Source organism: Nonomuraea sp. KM90, from assembly GCF_052246675.1.
Lineage (GTDB): Bacteria > Actinomycetota > Actinomycetes > Streptosporangiales > Streptosporangiaceae > Nonomuraea.
This window is the reverse complement of the sequence record NZ_JBQQCB010000002.1, coordinates 14,909-31,548: the sequence shown is the minus strand read 5'-3', so window position 1 is coordinate 31,548 and position 16,640 is coordinate 14,909. Positions and strand designations below refer to the sequence as shown.

Genomic DNA, 16,640 nt, shown 5'->3' with positions numbered 1-16,640 from the left:
GCGATGCGCGGGGCGGGGTTGCGCCCGGCCGGGCGCGGCGAGCAGGGGCACGAGGTTCCCGTTCGGATGCGCGAACCTACGGCAAGGTCAGGATGACCGGGCCGTCCGCGGTGATGGCCACCGTGTGCTCGACGTGCGCGCTCCTGCTGCCGTCGCCCGAGCACACCGACCAGCCGTCGTCGGCCATGTAGTAGTCGTCGCCGCCCCCGGCCATCAGGCTGGGCTCGATCGCGATCACCAGCCCCGGCCGCAACCGCAGCCCGCGGTCCCGGCGGGCCTCGTTGGGCACGAACGGCGACTCGTGCATGGCCCGGCCGATGCCGTGGCCGCCGAAGTCGTTCTGCATGCCGTATCCGGCGCCGCGCCCGACCGTGGACATGGCGTGCCCGATGTCGCCCATCCGGCCGCCGGGCAGGGCCGCCTCGATGCCCGCGGCGAGCGTCTCCTCCGCGACCCTGATCAGCTTGAGGTCCTCCGCGCGGCCCTGCCCCACCGCGAAGCTGACCGCGCCGTCGGCGTGCCACCCGTCGACGTACGCGGCGCAGTCCACGCTGATCACGTCTCCGTCCCGCAGGCGGTACGGTGTCGGCAGCCCGTGCAGCATGACCCCGTTGACGGACGTGCAGATCACCCCCGGGTACGGCATCGCCCCGAACGACGGGTGGTACCCGAGGAACGACGCCCCCGCTCCCGCCTCCTCGATGACCGTCCTGGCCACCTCGTCGAGCTGTTTCAGCGACACCCCGACCGCCGCCCGGTCCCGCACCGCGGCCTGGACGGCGGCCACGACCCTGCCCGCCTCGCGCATCGCCGCTATCTCACCGGCTGACTTGAGCTCGATCACGACCCCTCCTCGTCGATAACTATACCGGTATTATTATCACGGATCGACGAGTCCCCGCCCCGGTCAGTCCATGCCCTTCCTCCCCGGGGTCCAGAACGGCTTCGTCCGCACGTCCCTGCGGTTCCACCCGCGCTCGCCGACCAGATGGGCGCGCACGGCCTGGATCGTACGGGCCTCCCCCGCCAGGTACGCCACCCCCGGCCCGGCGGGCAGGTCCAGCTCCCTGACCGCGTTCACCAGCACCTCGGAACGCGCCGCGGGCGCGCCGTCCCGGTTCACCCGCACCAGGCCGCCGCCGGGCAGGTCAAGATGCTCGCCCGGCCCCTCGGCCTCCACCACGCCGCACGCGCGCGCACCCTCGGGAAGGGCCCGCAACATCGCCCCGAACGCCACCGACGCCGTCTCCTCGCCGGCGAACAGATGATAGGAAGCCTCGGGCCGCACCACGAAGCTCCCGTCCGGGCGGGTGAAGGCGACCTCCTGGCCCGGTCGCGCGTTCCTGACCCAGGAGGCGCCCGGCGCGTCGCCGCCGTGGTCGTAGCCGATCAGCTCGACGGCCTCCCAGGCGGGGTCGTACTGCCAGATCGAGTAGGTGCGCAGGACACCGCCCAGCGGGCCGCTCCCGTCGCCGACCAGCAGCCGCACATGCTGGCCCGGGGTCCACCGCAGGTTCGACAGGTCCCCGCCGCCGATCCGGACCCGCCGCATGCGGGCGGTGAGCTGCTCGACCTCGACGACCTCTCCCGTGAGGAACATCCGGTCGAGCAGCCTGCGGGCAAGAGTGCGCCTCACACCTGCCTCCTGAGGTCCTCGATCCGGTGGCGGGCGTCCACGAAGATCTCCTGGATGCTCTCGATCACCCGAGGATCCCCGTGGGAGTGGGCGAGCGTCTTCACGGCCGCCTTGACCAGGCGCAGCGCGGGGCCGATGATCTCCGCCGCCTCGGGCTCGCGGAACATCCCCCACTCGCCCCTGCTGGCCGCGCGGCCCCACAGCCGCGCGATCTCCGCCGCGTGCTCCTCGGCCACGCGCCTGCCCTCGTCGGTGACGTGGTGGACCTTGCGGCCGTCCACGGGCTCGACCCGGACGAGGCCCTCGTCCTCCAGGAGTTGCAGGGTCGGGTAGATGGAGCCGGCGCTCGGCTCGTAGGTGCCGTTGAAGCGGTCGGCGAGGCGGCTCATGACCTGGTAACCGTGGCCGGGCTGCTCGGCGATCAGGGCCAGGACGGCCAGGCGCAGCTCGCCCGGCCCGAAGAAACGCCCCGTGGGGCCTCCCTGGACTGCGACGTGCGTTCATCATGTATCGCAGGCTATATCGAACGATATATCGGAGTAAACACGTCGTATCGTGAGTTTCGTGAAACGGCGGCTTCAGAGCTCGGGACCACCAGCGTGTGCCCCTGGGTGGCCTGGGCGATCCGGCAGAAGACACAGCTCATCGGGCGATGATCACCGCCGGCCGCACGGCGCTCGACAGATTTTCACCCGTCGAACAGCCGATGCGGGTGGGGTGTCAGACGGTGATGACGACCTTGCCTCTCGCGTGCCCCCGCTCGACGTGGCCGATGGCCTCGGGGACCTCGCTCAGCGGATGAACCCGGTCGATGACCGGGGTGAGCCCGCCCGCCTCGACCAGCTCGCGCAGGGTGTCGAGATCGGCCGCGTTCTCGCTGGTCATGAACGTCAGGAGCCGGTGCCGGACGAAGGCGGACGTCGCCTTCACCCGGATGATGCGGCCAATGACGCCGAACACGCGACCGCCGCCGGAGCCGCCGTTGGGGATGTACGCCCCGTCCGGGGTGAGCACACGCCGGCAGTCCGTCAACGAGCGGTTGCCCACATTGTCGAGGACGAGGTCGTAACGCCGCCCGGTGCGGGTGAAGTCCTCCTTGGCGTAGTCCACGACGTGGTCGGCGCCGAGCGAGCGGACCAGCTCCACGTTCCCGCTCCCGCACACGCCCGTCACCTCGGCCCCGTACGCCTTGGCGAGCTGCACCGCGAACGTGCCGATCCCGCCCGAGGCGCCGTTCACCAGCACCTTCTGCCCCGCCTTGAGCCGCCCCTTGTCACGCAGGGCCTGCAGGGCGGTCAGCGCCGACGTGGGCACGGCCGCCGCCTGCTCGAACGTCAGCCCGGCCGGCTTCCTGGCCACCGGGCCGCCCTCGGGCACGGTGACGTATTCGGCGAAGGCTCCGGGGGCGCAGCCGTACACCTCGTCGCCGGGCTGGAAGGCGGTGACGTCCTTGCCCACCGCCTCGACCTCCCCCGCGAAGTCGGCGCCCAGCCCGTGGGCCTTGGGCCGGGTCAGCCCCGCCATGGCGCGGAAGATGTAGGGGCTGCCTCTGAGCAGGTGCCAGTCCCCCGGGTTGACCGAGGCGGCCCGTACGCGGATGAGCACGTCCCCGTCACCGGCCGTGGGCTTGCCGACGTCCTGCAGCTCGATGACCTCAGGCGGCCCGTAAGCGTGGTAGCGGATGGCCTTCATCGTCATGGCGCTCCCTCTTACACCTGAAAGAAATTCCTGACATATGAAAACCATACCTCGCACCACCCTTCGGCGAGCGCCCCGCGAACGGGTCACCGCATTCCCCGCCCGGGCATGAAAAAGCGCGACGGGCGGGAGCAACTCCCGCCCGTCGCGCGTGTGAAACTCAGGCCTTGAGCCAGCTCATCATCGGACGGAGCTTGGCACCGGTCTTCTCGATCGGGTTCTCGGCCAGCTCGTCGCGGTAGCGCTGGAAGTCCTTCTGGCCGCTGTCGAACTCCTCGACGAGCTGCTGGGCGAAGGTGCCGTCCTGGATCTCACCGAGGATGCGGCGCATCTCCTGGCGGGCCTGGTCACCGACGACGCGCGGGCCGCGGGTGTAGCCGCCGTACTCGGCGGTGTCGGAGACCGACCAGTACATCTTGGAGATGCCGCCCTCGTACATGAGGTCGACGATCAGCTTCATCTCGTGCAGGCACTCGAAGTAGGCGACCTCGGGCTGGTAGCCGGCCTCGATGAGCGTGTCGAAGCCCGCCTTGATGAGCTCGGAGACGCCGCCGCACAGCACGGCCTGCTCGCCGAACAGGTCGGTCTCCGTCTCCTCCTTGAACGTGGTGCGCAGCGCGCCGGCGCGGGTGCCACCGATGCCCTTGGCGTACGAGAGCGCCAGGTCGAGGGCCTTGCCGGAGGCGTCCTTCTCGACGGCCACGAGACACGGCACGCCGCGCCCGGCCTCGAACTGGCGGCGTACGAGGTGGCCCGGGCCCTTGGGTGCGACCATGCAGACGTCGACGCCCTCGGGGGCCTCGATGAGGCCGTAGCGGATGTTGAGGCCGTGGCCGAAGAACAGCGCGTCGCCCTCGACCAGGTTGGGGGCCACGTGCTCGGCGTACAGGTGACGCTGGATGTGGTCCGGCGCCAGGATCATCGTGAGGTTGGCCTCCTCGACCGCCTCGGCCGGGGTGACCACGCGCAGGCCGTCGTTCTCCGCCTTCTCGCGGCTCTTGGAGCCCTCGGGCAGGCCGACGCGCACGTCCACGCCGGAGTCACGAAGGGAGAGCGCATGGGCGTGGCCCTGGCTGCCGTACCCCAGCACGGCCACGTGGCGTCCCTGGATGATCGACAGGTCGGCCTGGTCGTCGTAGTAGATCTCGGTCACTTGCTCAAAACCTTTCAGGCGGTACGGTCCAGTGCCCTGAGGGACCGGTCGGTGATGGAGCGGGCGCCGCGGCCGATGGCCACCATGCCCGATTGGACGAGTTCTTTGATCCCGAACGGCTCGAGGACCTTGACGAACGCCTCGAGCTTGTCGGGAGTGCCGGTGACCTCGATGGTCACCGCGTCGGCCGCCACGTCGACGCAGCGGGCGCGGAAGAGCTGGACGAGCTCCAGCACGTGGGAACGGCTCTCGGCGTCGGCCTTGACCTTGATCAGCATCAGCTCGCGCTGCACCGACTGCGACGGGTCGAGCTCGACGATCTTCAGCACGTTCACCAGCTTGTTGAGCTGCTTGGTGACCTGCTCCAGCGGCAGCTCCTCGACGCTGACCACGATGGTCATGCGGGAGATGTCGTCGTGCTCGGTCGGTCCGACCGCGAGGGAGTCGATGTTGAACCCCCTGCGGCTGAACAGCGCCGACACGCGCGCCAGGACACCGGGCTTGTTCTCGACAAGCACTGACAGCGTGTGCCTACTCATCCTCGTGCTCCCACTTCGGCGCCATGTCACGGGCGATCTTGATGTCGTCGTTGCTGGTGCCTGCCGCGACCATGGGCCAGACCATGGCGTCCTGGTGGACGACGAAGTCGATCACCACAGGCACGTCGTTGATCTCCATGGCCTTCTTGATCACGGCGTCCACGTCCTCGGGACGCTCGCATCGCAGGCCCACACAACCATAGGCCTCGGCCAGCTTGACGAAGTCCGGGATGCGGCGCGCCTTCTGCAGATCCGTGTTGGAGTAGCGCTCCTCGTAGAAGAGCGTCTGCCACTGGCGGACCATCCCGAGGTTACCGTTGTTGATGACGGCGATCTTGACCGGCACGCCCTCCAGGGCGCAGGTGGCCAGCTCCTGGTTGGTCATCTGGAAGCAGCCGTCACCGTCGATGGCCCACACGGTGGCGTCGGGCCGGCCCATCTTCGCGCCCATCGCGGCCGGGACGGCGAAGCCCATCGTGCCGAGGCCGCCGGAGTTGATGAACGTGCCGGGGTTCTCGTAGCCGATGAACTGCGAGGCCCACATCTGGTGCTGCCCGACGCCGGCCACGTAGTAGGCGTCGGGGCCGGCGATCGCGCTCAGCCGCTCCATGACGTATTGAGGGGCCAGCGAGCCGTCCTCGAACGTCTCGTAGCCCAGCGGGTACGTCTGCTTGTAGCCGTTGAGCACCGTCCACCAGTCGGCGTAGTCGCCCTTCTGCCCGGACGCCTGGATGGCGGCGATGAGGTCGCTGATGACCTCCTTGCAGTCACCCACGATCGGCACGTCGGCGTGGCGGTTCTTGGAGATCTCCGCCGGGTCGATGTCGGCGTGCACGACCTTGGCGTACGGCGCGAACGACGGCAGGTGGCCGGTCACCCGGTCGTCGAACCGCACGCCCAGGCCGATGATCAGGTCGGACTTCTGCAGCGCGCCCACGGCCGAGACGCTGCCGTGCATGCCCGGCATGCCCATGTGCTGCGGGTGGCTGTCGGGGAACGTGCCGCGCGCCATCAGGGTGGTGATGACGGGGATGTTCGTCAGCTCGGCCAGCTGCAGCAGCTCGGCCGAGGCGCGGGCCTTGTGGACGCCGCCGCCGACGTACAGGATCGGCCGCTTGGCCTCCGCGATCAGCTTGGCGGCCTCGCGGATCTGCTTGGAGTGCGGCCGGGTGACGGGGCGGTAGCCGGGGAGCTGCATGGTGGGCGGCCAGCTGAAGGTGGTCTCGGACTGCAGCGCGTCCTTGGAGATGTCCACCAGGACCGGCCCGGGACGGCCGGTGGAGGCGATGTGGAAGGCCTCCATGATCGTCCGGGCGATGTCGGCGGGGTCGGTGACCAGGAAGTTGTGCTTCGTGATCGGCATGGTGATGCCGGAGATGTCGGCTTCCTGGAAGGCGTCCGTGCCGATCATCGGAGCGGCCACCTGGCCCGTGATCGCCACGATCGGCACCGAGTCCATGAAGGCGTCGGCAATCGGCGTCACCAGGTTCGTGGCACCGGGGCCGCTGGTCGCCATGCACACACCGACCTTGCCCGTGGCCTGCGCGTAGCCTTCGGCCGCGTGCCCCGCGCCCTGCTCGTGCCGTACAAGCACGTGCCGGACCTTGGTCGAGTCGTAGAGAGGATCGTAGGCCGGCAAAATGGCACCGCCCGGGATCCCGAACACGGTGTCGACTCCAACATGCTCCAGCGCCCTCACCAGGGCCTGTGCACCTGTCATCCGTTCGGTCATCGGCTCGTTCCTTGCGTGGCTACTCGCTTAAGGACATAAAAAAGGCCCCTTCCCACCAGGTGGCGGGTCTGGGGCGGCGCGCAGGTCGTCGTGCTTCGCTATCGGCCTGCGCGCCGGCGAAGTACTACGAGAATCTCACTGCGAAGCATGGCTTACACCATAGCCGCTCGGAACGCCCCAGTGTCAACTTGCTGGACACAAGTCTCAAACAGTGAGACTCGTCCGCCGCAAGGAGTCGACCCCGCGCGCCGCCATCGGCCGTGCCACCAGGAAGCCCTGCCCCCTCGTGCAGCCCATCTGCTTCAGCAGTTCGAGCTGCTCGGGACGCTCTATGCCCTCGGCCACCACGATAAGCCCGAGGTCGTGCCCGAGCCGGACGATCGTGCGGGTGAGCAGCGTCAGCGTGTCGTCCCTGCCGAGGCCGGAGACGAAGGACGGGTCGATCTTGATCATGTCCACGGGGAGCTGCCGGAGGAAGGCCAGCGACGCGTAGCCGGTGCCGAAGTCGTCGATCGCCAGGCGTACCCCGAGGGCGCGCAGCTCGGACAGCCGCTTCATCGTCTCCTCGGCGTCCTCGACCAGCATCTCCTCGATCACCTCAAGGGTGAGCGCGGAGGCGGGCAGCCCGCTCTCGCTCAGCGCCTCCTCGACGGTCTCGACGAACCTGGGCGCCATGATCTGGCGCGCCGACAGGTTCACCGACAGCCCGATGTCCCAGGACGAGGCCCGCCAGGCGGCCACCTCGCGGCACGACTCGCGCAGGATCCACTCGCTCAGCGGCACGATCAGCCCGGTGTCCTCGGCCGGGCCGAGGAACTGCTCGGGCGGCACGAACACCGACCCGCGCCACCACCGCACCAGCGCCTCGACCGCGGTCACCCGCGACGTGGCCAGGTCCACGACCGGCTGGTATTCGATCGCGAACTGCTGCTCGATCAGCGCCCGCTGCAGGTCGGCGGCCAGCTCCAGGCGGCGCACCACGTCGGCGTGCATCTGCGCGGCGAACACCTCGACCCGCCGCCCGCCGAGCTCTTTGGAGCGCGCCATCGCCACGTCGGCGTTGCGCATGAGGTCGCCGGCCGGCATGTCGTCCTCGGTGAAGGCCACGCCCACGCTCGCGGTCAGCGCCACGTCGCGGTCGGCGACGCGGAACGGCTCCTGCGAGACCGCGCGGACCAGCCGCTCGGCCAGGTCCACCGCGACCTGCGCCTCGCCGCCGGTCTCCACGAGCACCGCGAACTCGTCGCCGCCCCAGCGGGCGAGCGTGTCGTCGGCGCGTACGGCCCCGCGCAGCCGGCGGGCCGCCTGCCCGAGCAGGTAGTCGCCGCTGGCGTGCCCGACCGAGTCGTTGACCGAGGTGAACCCGTCGAGGTCGAGGAAGATCACCGCCACGTTCCCCGACGTGCGCCCCGAGAGCACCTCGCGGGTGCGCTCCTCGAAGTAGGCGCGGTTGGGCAGCCCGGTGATGCCGTCGTGGAAGGTCAGGTGGGCGACCTGGTTGCGCAGCGCCTCCTCGTCGCTGACGTCCCTGGTCGTCACGAGCATCAGCTCGTCGCCGCCGACGTGGCGGGTGGCGACGGACTCGGTGGGCCGCCAGGTGCCGTCGGCCGCGCGTACGCGGCAGGCGATCAGGCAGGCGCCGGGGGCGGCGTTCTCCTCGTCCTGGTGCATGGCGCGCATGGCTTCCTGGATGCCCGGCACGTCCTCCGGGTGGATGTAGTCGAAGATCGACCCGCCGACCAGGTCGTCGGGGCGGTAGCCGTAGGTGACCTCGACCCCGGCGCCGATCTCCCGGACCTCACCCTCGTAGTCACAGGTGAACACCACGTCGCCGGTGCTCTCCGCCAGCTCCCTGAGCTGCCGGGCGCCCAGCCTGACCAGGCCGCGCATGCGTACGTTGGCGACCGAGACCACGAACAGCCGGACCAGCAGGAGCAGCACCACGGAGGCGGCGACCACCACGACCCCGGACACCGGCGGCCCGGCGTTGCCGCCCGCCTGGTGGGCCAGCAGCGTGATCGTGGCCACGCCGACCAGCGCCAGCGGCGCGAGCCCGACCACGTGACCGGCGGCCGGCCGGCCGCCCTCCCCGAACCGCGGGCCCCACGGGACGGCGGCCACCAGCAGGAAGGCGACGGGAGCGAGCATGACGCTCCAGAGCTGCGGGTCGCCGTCGAGGAGCCGCGCCACCGCCGTGCCCACCCCGGCCAGGGTCATGGTGGCCAGCACGCCCACCCCCGCCAGGCCGAGCAGCCACGAGGACGACCGGCTCATGATCACCGACGGTATGACAGCGCACGTCACGAGCAGCGCGATCATCGGCGGCAGCATGACGAGCGTGAACGTGGGCGGGTCGGCGGACTCGGCGTAAACATGCCGCAGTGCCACGACCCAGCCGATCATGAAGAGCGAGGCGGCGCACAGGTAGGCGTCGGTGAGATGCCGTAAGGCGACCCTGGCCGGGAACCTGCGGTCGGCGGCGATCAGCGCCCCGCCCGCCGTGATCACCGTGCCGAGCAGGACGAACATGTCGGCGAAGCTGACCACGAAGCCCTCGGCGAACGACCTCAGCGCCACTCCCGCGGCCCAGACGACGGCGCCGCCGCCCATCCAGCGCGCGCCCATCGCCGTCGGGCGATGCGTGGCGACCTGCTTCACCGAGGCAACCAGCAGAGAGGCAGCGGCGATCACCGCCGCGAGCCCTCCGGCGACCGCACCGGTGATCGTGGCCGGGGCCTGCGCCAGAAGGACGGCGGCGAACGCCACCGCACCTGCCGCCGCCGCGGCGGCCGGCGGCACCCGTGGATCACGCCAGCGGATCACAGTCGTTGCCCATCCCGTCTCGAACTCTGCACCAGCGACCGCCGAAGCCCGGTCGATCACTTCGCCAGTGTGTGCTGTCGCGGGTGCGCGGGTGGTGACAACGGCGATGTCGTCACCGATCTGATAACCAGACAGACCAATTGCCGCCAAGAGCTCCTTGACAGTGAGTCAGGAACTCCCTGCAAACGCAACCGTACGCACCGGAGGTCACGGACCAGCCACGTTCAGGAATCCTCTCAATACGAGTCGGTTATGACGTTGATCAGCGGCTCACCTGCGAGGTAACGCTCCAACTGAGCCCGGATGAGGCGCAGCATGCGCCGCCCGGACGCGGGGGTGCTGCCCGCGATGTGCGGAGTGATCAGCACGCCCGGCGCGCTCCAGAGGGGGTGCCCCTCGGGCAGCGGCTCGGGCGCGGTCACGTCGAGCGCGGCGCGTAGCCTACCCGTTTTGAGCTCCGCGATCAGTGCGTCCGTGTCGACGATCCCGCCCCTGGCGGCGTTGACCAGCACGGCGCCGTCCTTCATCCGCGCGAGGAAACCGGCGTCGACCATCCCGGCGGTGTCGGCGGTGGCGGGCACCAGCAGCACGACGACGTCCGCCCCGGGCAGCAGCGCGGGCAACTCGTCCATGGCGTGCACCCCGTCGCGGGCGCTCCTGGCCACGCGTACGACGTCCACCTCGAACCCCTCCAGCCGCCTTTCGAGCGCGGCGCCGATGGAGCCGTAGCCGACGATGAGGACGGTCGAGTCGGCCAGCACGTCGGTGTGGTGGTAGGTCCACTCACCCCTGCGCTGCGCGTCCACGAACCCCGGGAACTCCCTGAGCACCGCCACCATCGCCCCGACCGCCCACTCGGCGGTCCCCGCGTCGTGCACGCCGCGCGCGTTGCACAGCAGCGCGCCCTCGGGCATGTGCGGACGGTACGGATCCACCCCGGCCGTCACGGTCTGCACCAGCCGCAACGAGCTCATCCTGGCCAGCGTCCCCGGCACGTCGGGCACGGTGACCAGCGGCGGGACCCATACCTCTACCTCGTCCACCCCTTCCGGCATCGAGGACGTGCCGTCATAGACAGCACATTCGACGCCGGGAAGTTCGGACAGTACATCAGCCACCGAATCGGACGGAACCCAGATCTTCATGCCGAGAACCTTACGACTCCAGGGGAAGTATGGGACACATGAAGAAGCTCCTGACGATCATGCTTCTGACCACCCTCACGGCCTGTTCCGGCGGCGGCTTCGGCGGCGGCTCCAGCGGCGGTGAGGTGCTCCCCACGGCCGCCGTGACCGCCGGCGCCGCCCCCGGCGATCCGAAGGACGTGGCGACCGGGCTGTCCGTGCCGTGGGCGATCGCGTTCCTGCCCGGGGGCGACGCGCTCGTGACCGAGCGGGACTCGGCCCGGCTGCTGCGGGTGAGCCCGGCCGGCAAGGTGACGGAGCTGGCGACGATCGAGGGGGCGCGGCCGGACGGCGAGGGCGGCCTGATGGGCGTGGCGGCCAAGGACGGCCAAATATTCCTTTACTACACCGCCGAACAGGACAACCGGATCGTCCGCTACCGCCTGTCCGGCGACAGCCTTTCCGACGAGCGACTCCTCGTGCGGGGCATCCCGAAGGGCGGCATCCACAACGGCGGCCGGCTCGAGTTCGGCCCCGACGGCTACCTGTACGCCACCACCGGCGACCGCGACCTGGCCCAGCAGCGGGACTCGCTCGGGGGCAAGATCCTCCGCATGACCGTGGACGGCGCCCCAGCGCCCGGCAACCCGTTCGGCACCCTCGTCTACAGCTACGGCCACCGCAACGTCCAGGGCCTGGCCTGGGACGGCTCCGGCCGCCTGTACGCCTCGGAGTTCGGCGCCAACGCCTACGACGAGGTCAACCTGATCAGGCCAGGGGCCAACTACGGCTGGCCGGAGGTCGAGGGGCGCGGCGACGACCGGCGCTTCGTCAACCCGATCCTCACCTGGCCCACCGGCGAGGCGTCGCCGTCGGGGATGGCGTACGCGAGCGGCTCGCTGTGGGTGGGCGCGCTGCGCGGGGCCCGGCTGTGGCAGATCCCCCTCGGGGAGGACGGCTCGGCCGGCACCCCCGCGGCCCACTTCACCGACCGCTACGGCCGCCTGCGCGCGGTCACGGCGTCCCCTGACGGCACCCTGTGGGTCGGCACCAGCAACAAGGACGGCCGCGGCTCCCCCCGCCCCGGCGACGACCGCATCCTCTCGGTCCCCCCGTCCTGACCCGATCCCCGAAGCCCTACAGCGCGACGAATGACCTCAGCCCGCTGCGCCGCCGTAGCGAGCTGAGGTCCTTCGGGTGGAGTCGTGCGTTGACGCGGCGGAGTCGCGCTACAGCGCCACACCACACCCCACCCCCGAGGAACCCCGGCGCCCCACGGCGTCGCACCCCCGAAAGACCCTGCGCCTGACAGCGCCGCACCCGCCCCGGACTCCGACGGACCTCAGCCCGCTGCGGCGCCGTAGGGGGCTGAGGTCCTTCGGGTGGAGTCGTGGGTTGACGCGGCAGTGCTGAGCGCCGGGGACGCGGCCCGAGCCGGGAAGCCGGGGCGGCTGCGATCCGCCCCGAACCCCCGGGGGCCTCAGCGGGTTACGGCGGTGCAGGTCATCTGAGCCTGGGGGCGGTACTTGGTGGTCAGCTTCTTGTCCTTCTTGACCACCTTGCCGTCCTGGTGGAAGACCCGGGTCACATCGATCGTGAACCCCTGCTCCCCCACCGTAGGCAGGCAGTCAGCCGCAGAGCTGCTCTCCCGCCGGAACGGCGTGAAGTTCCGCCGCTCCGACTCCACGACCGTGATCTCGTCGTACCGCTTCGTGCTCCACAACGTCACCGTCACCGACGTCTCGGTGAAGGCGGTCTTGATCAGCACACCGCTCTCGGAGTCGTTACGCCACTTCAGGTCCAGGTCCGGATACAGCAGCGCCGCATCGCGCCCGGCCGGATAACGCGGCGCGTAATAGTCCATCGGCTGGTGCGCCACGTCCTCGAACCCGCCGAAGAACGCCGCGTTGTACATGGTGGTGGCGAACTGCGAGGCCCCGCCGCCGATGATGTTCACCATCCGCCCGCCGACGATCTGCCCCGCCTCGACGTACCCGTCCTCGGCCGTCCGCTCGCCCACGACGTCGTTGAGCGAGAACGTCTCCCCCGCCTTCACCACATGGCCGTCGAGCTCCTGCGCCATCCGCTGGATGTTCTTCACCCGGGGCTGGCAGCAGTCGAAGTTCGTGGTGAACGTGCTGACGAGCTCCTTGATGCCGAGCCCCTGGATCTCCGAGGTCTCCACGAGGGGCGCGACCGTGCCCAGCCGGACCGGGATCGTACGGCTCCCGCCCTGGTCGAACACCTTCTCGGCATCCCTGGCCAGCAGCTTGTCGTTGACCCCCCGCCCCGCGCGGGCGGGCACGAGGACCGGCTTGCCGTCCACGATCTCGTACGTGGCGTCGCGCGGCTGCTGCGCGGCGTCCACCAGGCTGCTCTCCACGACCTCCAGCACCGCCTTGGCGTTGAACTGGGGCACGAGGCCGCCGTCGCCGTCGGCGATGTACGTCAGGTTCGCGGCGATCATGGCCGGGGAGATCTGCGCCTGCTTGGCGCCGAGGGTCAGCGTCAGGGGGGCGGAGACCGCGGCCCTCGCCTTGGTCAGCGCGGCCTCGACGGCCTCGGGGGTGGTGGCGGGCTTGGCGGGCCTGAGGGTGAGGACGACCGTGCCGCCCCCGCCGAGGAACGCGGCGCTGATCCTGCGTACGGCGTCGTCCCTGTCGAGCAGCACGCCGTCCTCGGGCTGCCGGGCCCTGGGCTGCAGCCCGATGAAGGTCACCCGGCCCTCGTGCGCGCGCTTGTCGGCGGCCTCGGCCATGCCCTCGACGGTCCTGGTGAGCTGGGAGGAGTCGACGGTGGTCTTCGGCTGGAGCTCGGTGGTGCCGGTCAGGCCGCGCCACACCTCCTCCGGGCTGGGGAAGCCGCTGGGCGCCTGCCCGATCGTGCCGACCACGTCGAGTTCGAGCCCGGCCTCGTCGGCCTGGATGGTCTCCTTCTTGCCGCCGATGTCCACCACGACGGGCTTGCTGAGCTTGGTGGCCAGCTCGCCGCGCAGCTTGTCGGCCGCCTGCGTCACGGTCAGCCCGCCGATGTCCACACCGGAGACGCGCGTGCCGCGTAAGACCGATCCCGACATGAGCACGGCCGGGATCACGTACGCCAGAGCCGCCAGCAGCAGCACGAACACGATCAGGCCGGGCAGCAAGCGCCGGCGCCGGGGCGACTCGGGCTCGTACGAGGAGGGCCGCTCCGGCGAACCGCCCCCGCCGAACACGGGAGCGGGCGGGATCGGCGGCTCCTTGCCGGCCATCGGCCAGGGCTGTGCGGGCGCGGCCACCGGCGGCAGCGCGCCCTTGCCCGACGAACCGCCCTGGTTGCTCGGGCCCTGGCTCCCCCGGGACTCCTGCCGGTCCGGCGGGCCGAAGATGTCCCGGGAGACACCTGGAGGCAGCCCTTCGATCCGCGGCTTCTTGGAGACGCCCGACGTGGGTAACGGCACCGAGGCGAACGGGTCGGTCGGTGACTCGATCGGTCCGGCGTTTCGCACGCCTCAATCTCCTCCCGGTCCGCAGCCAAGTCTCAGGCAACAGTAAGGCACGGGGATCCGCATATGTCACGGAAAATGACTACGGAAGTGTGTCAACCTAGCCACCGGTAGCGATGTTCCGGTCGGCCGGCCGTGCCGTAACGCGGCCGGAGCTCGGCCTGCCCGGCCGCGCACAGGTATTCGAGATAGCGGCGGGCACTCACCCGCGACAGGCCCGTGAGCTGGGCGGCCTCGGCGGCTGACAGGTCGCGGCCCGCCTCCCGCAGGGTATCGGCGACCAGCGCGCACGTGGCCGAGGACAACCCTTTCGGCATGGGGGCGGCGGTCATGAAGGTGCCGAAGAGCCGGTCCACGTCGTCCTGGCGGGCCTCGGGGCCGATGGCGGTCAGGCGCTTGCGGGTGTCGGCGTACTGCTGGAGGCGTTCGGTCAGCGCGGCGGCGGTGAACGGCTTGATGAGGTAGTTGACCGCGCCGCCGCGCATGGCCTCCCTGACGGTGGGCACGTCGCGGGCGGCACTGATCATGATGACGTCCACGTCGTGGAGCGACTTGAGCACCTCCAGGCCGGACATGTCGGGCAGGTAGATGTCGAGCAGCACGAGGTCGGGCCGGAGCTCGGTGACCGCGGCCAGCGCGTCGGCCGCGCTGTGCGCGACGGAGACGACGCTGAACCCGGGCACGCGGCTCACATAGCCGCTGTGGATGCGGGCGACCATGAAGTCGTCGTCGACCACCAGCACCTGGATCACGGGTGCCCCCTGACCGGGAGCAGGGCGGTGAAGACGGCGCCGCCCGAGTTCCGTACGCGTACCCAGCCGCCCCTGCGCAGGCACGCCTGCCTGGTCAGCGCCAGGCCCAGCCCGCGCGGCCCCGAGTGCGCGGCCTTGGTGGTGAACCCCTCCCTGAAGACCTCCTCCACCAGGTCGGGCGCGATGCCGGGGCCAGAGTCGCCGACCCGTACGTGCAGCCCGCCGTCGTCGGCCCGCACCGACACCTCGATCGTGCCCGCGGCCCCGTCGAGGGCGTCGATGGCGTTGGCGACCAGGTTGCCGACCACCAGGACCGCGTCCCTCGGGTCGCCGAGCAGGCCCGAGGGCACCGAGGAGTCCTCCGACAGCACGAGCGTGGCCCCGCGCTCGGCCGCCTCGGCGGACTTGGCCAGGAGCAGCGCGGCGAGGGTGGGGTCCTGGATGCGTTCGGGCAGGTCGGTGGCGTACGCGCCGCCGGTGGTGCGGGTGATGAAGGAGATGGCCGCCTCGTGCTCGCCCAGCTCCAGCAGGCCGACGACGGTGTGCATGCGGTTGGCGAACTCGTGGGCCTGCGCCCGCAACGCCTCGGTGGCGCTGCTGCTGTCGTCGAGCTCGCGGGCCAGCCGGACCAGCTCCGTACGGTCGCGCAGGGTGACCACCCAGCCGCGGTGGCGCCCGCGTACCCAGACCTGGGTGCGGTTGAGCACCAGCACGCGATCGCCGTGCAGCACCACGCGGTCCTCGCCCGGGTCGGCGCCGCTGAGCACGTCGCGCATGCGCTCGGAGACCGGCATCTGGGTGAGGTCCTCGCCGACCTCGCCGAGCAGCTCGCGGGCGGCGTCGTTGACCAGGGTCACCCGGCCGGCCAGGTCGAGCGCGAGCACGCCCTCCTTGACGCCGTGCAGCACGCCTTCGCGCTGCTCCAGCAGCGCGGCGATCTCGCGCGGCTCCAGGCCGAACGTCTGCTTGCGCACGCGTGCGGTGATCAGCGCGGCCAGCGCGAGCCCCGCGAGGAGCACCGCCAGCGCGGTCCAGACGAGCGGCGGCAGGGCCCGGGAGACCTGGCTGATGACCGTGGTCTCCAACACGCCGACGGAGACGAGGCCGATGACGGTGCCGTATTCGTCGCGGATGGGCGTCTTGCCGCGGACCGTGGTGCCGATCGTGCCGGTCTCCGTGCCGACCCAGCTCCGGCCCGTACGCAGGACCGTGGTGCCGTCGGTGGACAGCTGCTTGCCGATCAGCGAGGCGTTGGGGTGGGCGTAGCGCTTCTGGTCGATGTTGGCGATCACGACGTAGTCGGCGCCGGTCTCCTGCTGGACGCTCATGGCCAGCGGCTGCAGCACCGTCTCGGGATGCTCCAGCTCGAACGCCTCGCGGACCTGCGGCAGCCCGGCCACCGACTGGGCGATCGCCAGGGCCCGCTGCTGGTGCAGCGAGTCGAGCTGGTCGCGCGTGTGCTCGGCCCACACGCCTCCGGTGCCCCCCACGGCGAGCAGCACGATCACCATCTGGAGCACGAACAGCTGGGTCCCGAGGGAGGCGTCACGAACCCGTCTCACCCTGCACATGGAAACAAACGGAGGTCACGTCCAGGTCGCGACCAATACGACCACTACGACGGCAACCGCGCAAAGCCTCGACGCCGCGGGGAAGGAACTTCACCATGCCAGTTCCATAGACGTGAAATCCCCCCTTG

14 protein-coding genes are annotated in these 16,640 nt (G+C 70.6%); 2 read left to right on the top strand and 12 right to left on the bottom strand.

Annotation, left to right across the window (positions count from 1 at the left end; genetic code table 11):
- Window positions 1–76: 76 nt before the first annotated feature.
- The 3 genes from map to ACTWPW_RS02590 form a co-directional block, all read right to left on the bottom strand.
- The gene (gene map, locus ACTWPW_RS02600; RefSeq protein ID WP_443167846.1) at window positions 77–844 is read right to left on the bottom strand and encodes a type I methionyl aminopeptidase; all 768 of its coding nucleotides are present in this window, start codon (window positions 842–844) and stop codon (window positions 77–79) included.
- Between the two features lie 63 nt (window positions 845–907).
- Window positions 908–1,636 carry a siderophore-interacting protein gene (locus ACTWPW_RS02595; RefSeq protein WP_443167845.1) on the bottom strand — a complete coding sequence of 243 codons (729 nt, stop codon included), beginning with the start codon at window positions 1,634–1,636 and terminating at the stop codon, window positions 908–910.
- The gene (locus ACTWPW_RS02590) at window positions 1,633–2,025 is read right to left on the bottom strand and encodes a PadR family transcriptional regulator (RefSeq protein ID WP_443167844.1); all 393 of its coding nucleotides are present in this window, start codon (window positions 2,023–2,025) and stop codon (window positions 1,633–1,635) included. The genes ACTWPW_RS02595 and ACTWPW_RS02590 overlap by 4 nt, the downstream gene beginning before the upstream one ends.
- A gap of 12 nt (window positions 2,026–2,037) precedes the next feature.
- Here ACTWPW_RS02590 and ACTWPW_RS02585 point away from each other — a divergent pair, with 12 nt between their 5' ends.
- The gene (locus ACTWPW_RS02585) at window positions 2,038–2,292 is read left to right on the top strand and encodes a hypothetical protein (protein WP_443167843.1); all 255 of its coding nucleotides are present in this window, start codon (window positions 2,038–2,040) and stop codon (window positions 2,290–2,292) included.
- Window positions 2,293–2,356: 64 nt separating this feature from the next.
- On the opposite strand, the gene ACTWPW_RS02580 is transcribed toward ACTWPW_RS02585, so the two are convergent.
- The 6 genes from ACTWPW_RS02580 to ACTWPW_RS02555 form a co-directional block, all read right to left on the bottom strand.
- On the bottom strand, window positions 2,357–3,334 hold the full coding sequence (locus ACTWPW_RS02580; RefSeq protein ID WP_443167842.1) for an NAD(P)-dependent alcohol dehydrogenase: 978 nt from the start codon (window positions 3,332–3,334) through the stop codon (window positions 2,357–2,359).
- A 160-nt stretch (window positions 3,335–3,494) separates the two neighbouring features.
- Window positions 3,495–4,478 (bottom strand): ketol-acid reductoisomerase, encoded by a 984-nt coding sequence (ilvC, locus tag ACTWPW_RS02575; protein WP_375111522.1) that lies wholly within the window; start codon window positions 4,476–4,478, stop codon window positions 3,495–3,497.
- A gap of 23 nt (window positions 4,479–4,501) precedes the next feature.
- Window positions 4,502–5,026 (bottom strand): acetolactate synthase small subunit, encoded by a 525-nt coding sequence (gene ilvN / locus ACTWPW_RS02570; protein ID WP_364117873.1) that lies wholly within the window; start codon window positions 5,024–5,026, stop codon window positions 4,502–4,504.
- A complete protein-coding gene (locus ACTWPW_RS02565) occupies window positions 5,019–6,758 on the bottom strand; it encodes an acetolactate synthase large subunit (RefSeq protein ID WP_375111414.1) in 1,740 nt (579 codons plus the stop codon). Before ACTWPW_RS02565 ends, ilvN begins: the two co-directional genes overlap by 8 nt.
- Before the next feature lie 204 nt (window positions 6,759–6,962).
- Window positions 6,963–9,581 carry a putative bifunctional diguanylate cyclase/phosphodiesterase gene (locus ACTWPW_RS02560; RefSeq protein ID WP_443167841.1) on the bottom strand — a complete coding sequence of 873 codons (2,619 nt, stop codon included), beginning with the start codon at window positions 9,579–9,581 and terminating at the stop codon, window positions 6,963–6,965.
- A 236-nt stretch (window positions 9,582–9,817) separates the two neighbouring features.
- Window positions 9,818–10,726, bottom strand: a complete 909-nt coding sequence (locus ACTWPW_RS02555; protein ID WP_443167840.1) for a 2-hydroxyacid dehydrogenase — start codon at window positions 10,724–10,726, stop codon at window positions 9,818–9,820.
- Between the two features lie 38 nt (window positions 10,727–10,764).
- On the opposite strand from ACTWPW_RS02555, the gene ACTWPW_RS02550 reads away from it, so the two are divergent.
- Entirely contained in the window at window positions 10,765–11,826 is a 1,062-nt protein-coding gene (locus ACTWPW_RS02550) for a PQQ-dependent sugar dehydrogenase (RefSeq protein WP_443167839.1), read from the top strand.
- 359 nt (window positions 11,827–12,185) lie between these two features.
- On the opposite strand, the gene ACTWPW_RS02545 is transcribed toward ACTWPW_RS02550, so the two are convergent.
- From ACTWPW_RS02545 to ACTWPW_RS02535, 3 genes are all read right to left on the bottom strand, one after another.
- A complete protein-coding gene (locus ACTWPW_RS02545) occupies window positions 12,186–14,192 on the bottom strand; it encodes a VanW family protein (RefSeq protein WP_375111418.1) in 2,007 nt (668 codons plus the stop codon).
- A gap of 92 nt (window positions 14,193–14,284) precedes the next feature.
- Window positions 14,285–14,941 carry a response regulator gene (locus tag ACTWPW_RS02540; RefSeq protein ID WP_375111419.1) on the bottom strand — a complete coding sequence of 219 codons (657 nt, stop codon included), beginning with the start codon at window positions 14,939–14,941 and terminating at the stop codon, window positions 14,285–14,287.
- Window positions 14,938–16,512: an ATP-binding protein gene (locus tag ACTWPW_RS02535; protein ID WP_443167838.1), complete on the bottom strand. Its 1,575-nt coding sequence runs from the start codon at window positions 16,510–16,512 to the stop codon at window positions 14,938–14,940. Before ACTWPW_RS02535 ends, ACTWPW_RS02540 begins: the two co-directional genes overlap by 4 nt.
- Window positions 16,513–16,640 lie beyond the last annotated feature (128 nt).

Coding starts and splice junctions, on each gene's coding strand:
- ACTWPW_RS02535 (WP_443167838.1), bottom strand. CDS start 16,512: ATGTGCAGGGTGAGACGGGTTCGTGACGCCTCCCTCGGGACCCAGCTG.
- ACTWPW_RS02550 (WP_443167839.1), top strand. CDS start 10,765: ATGAAGAAGCTCCTGACGATCATGCTTCTGACCACCCTCACGGCCTGT.
- ACTWPW_RS02580 (WP_443167842.1), bottom strand. CDS start 3,334: ATGACGATGAAGGCCATCCGCTACCACGCTTACGGGCCGCCTGAGGTC.
- ACTWPW_RS02555 (WP_443167840.1), bottom strand. CDS start 10,726: ATGAAGATCTGGGTTCCGTCCGATTCGGTGGCTGATGTACTGTCCGAA.
- ACTWPW_RS02590 (WP_443167844.1), bottom strand. CDS start 2,025: ATGAGCCGCCTCGCCGACCGCTTCAACGGCACCTACGAGCCGAGCGCC.
- ilvN (WP_364117873.1), bottom strand. CDS start 5,026: ATGAGTAGGCACACGCTGTCAGTGCTTGTCGAGAACAAGCCCGGTGTC.
- ACTWPW_RS02565 (WP_375111414.1), bottom strand. CDS start 6,758: ATGACCGAACGGATGACAGGTGCACAGGCCCTGGTGAGGGCGCTGGAG.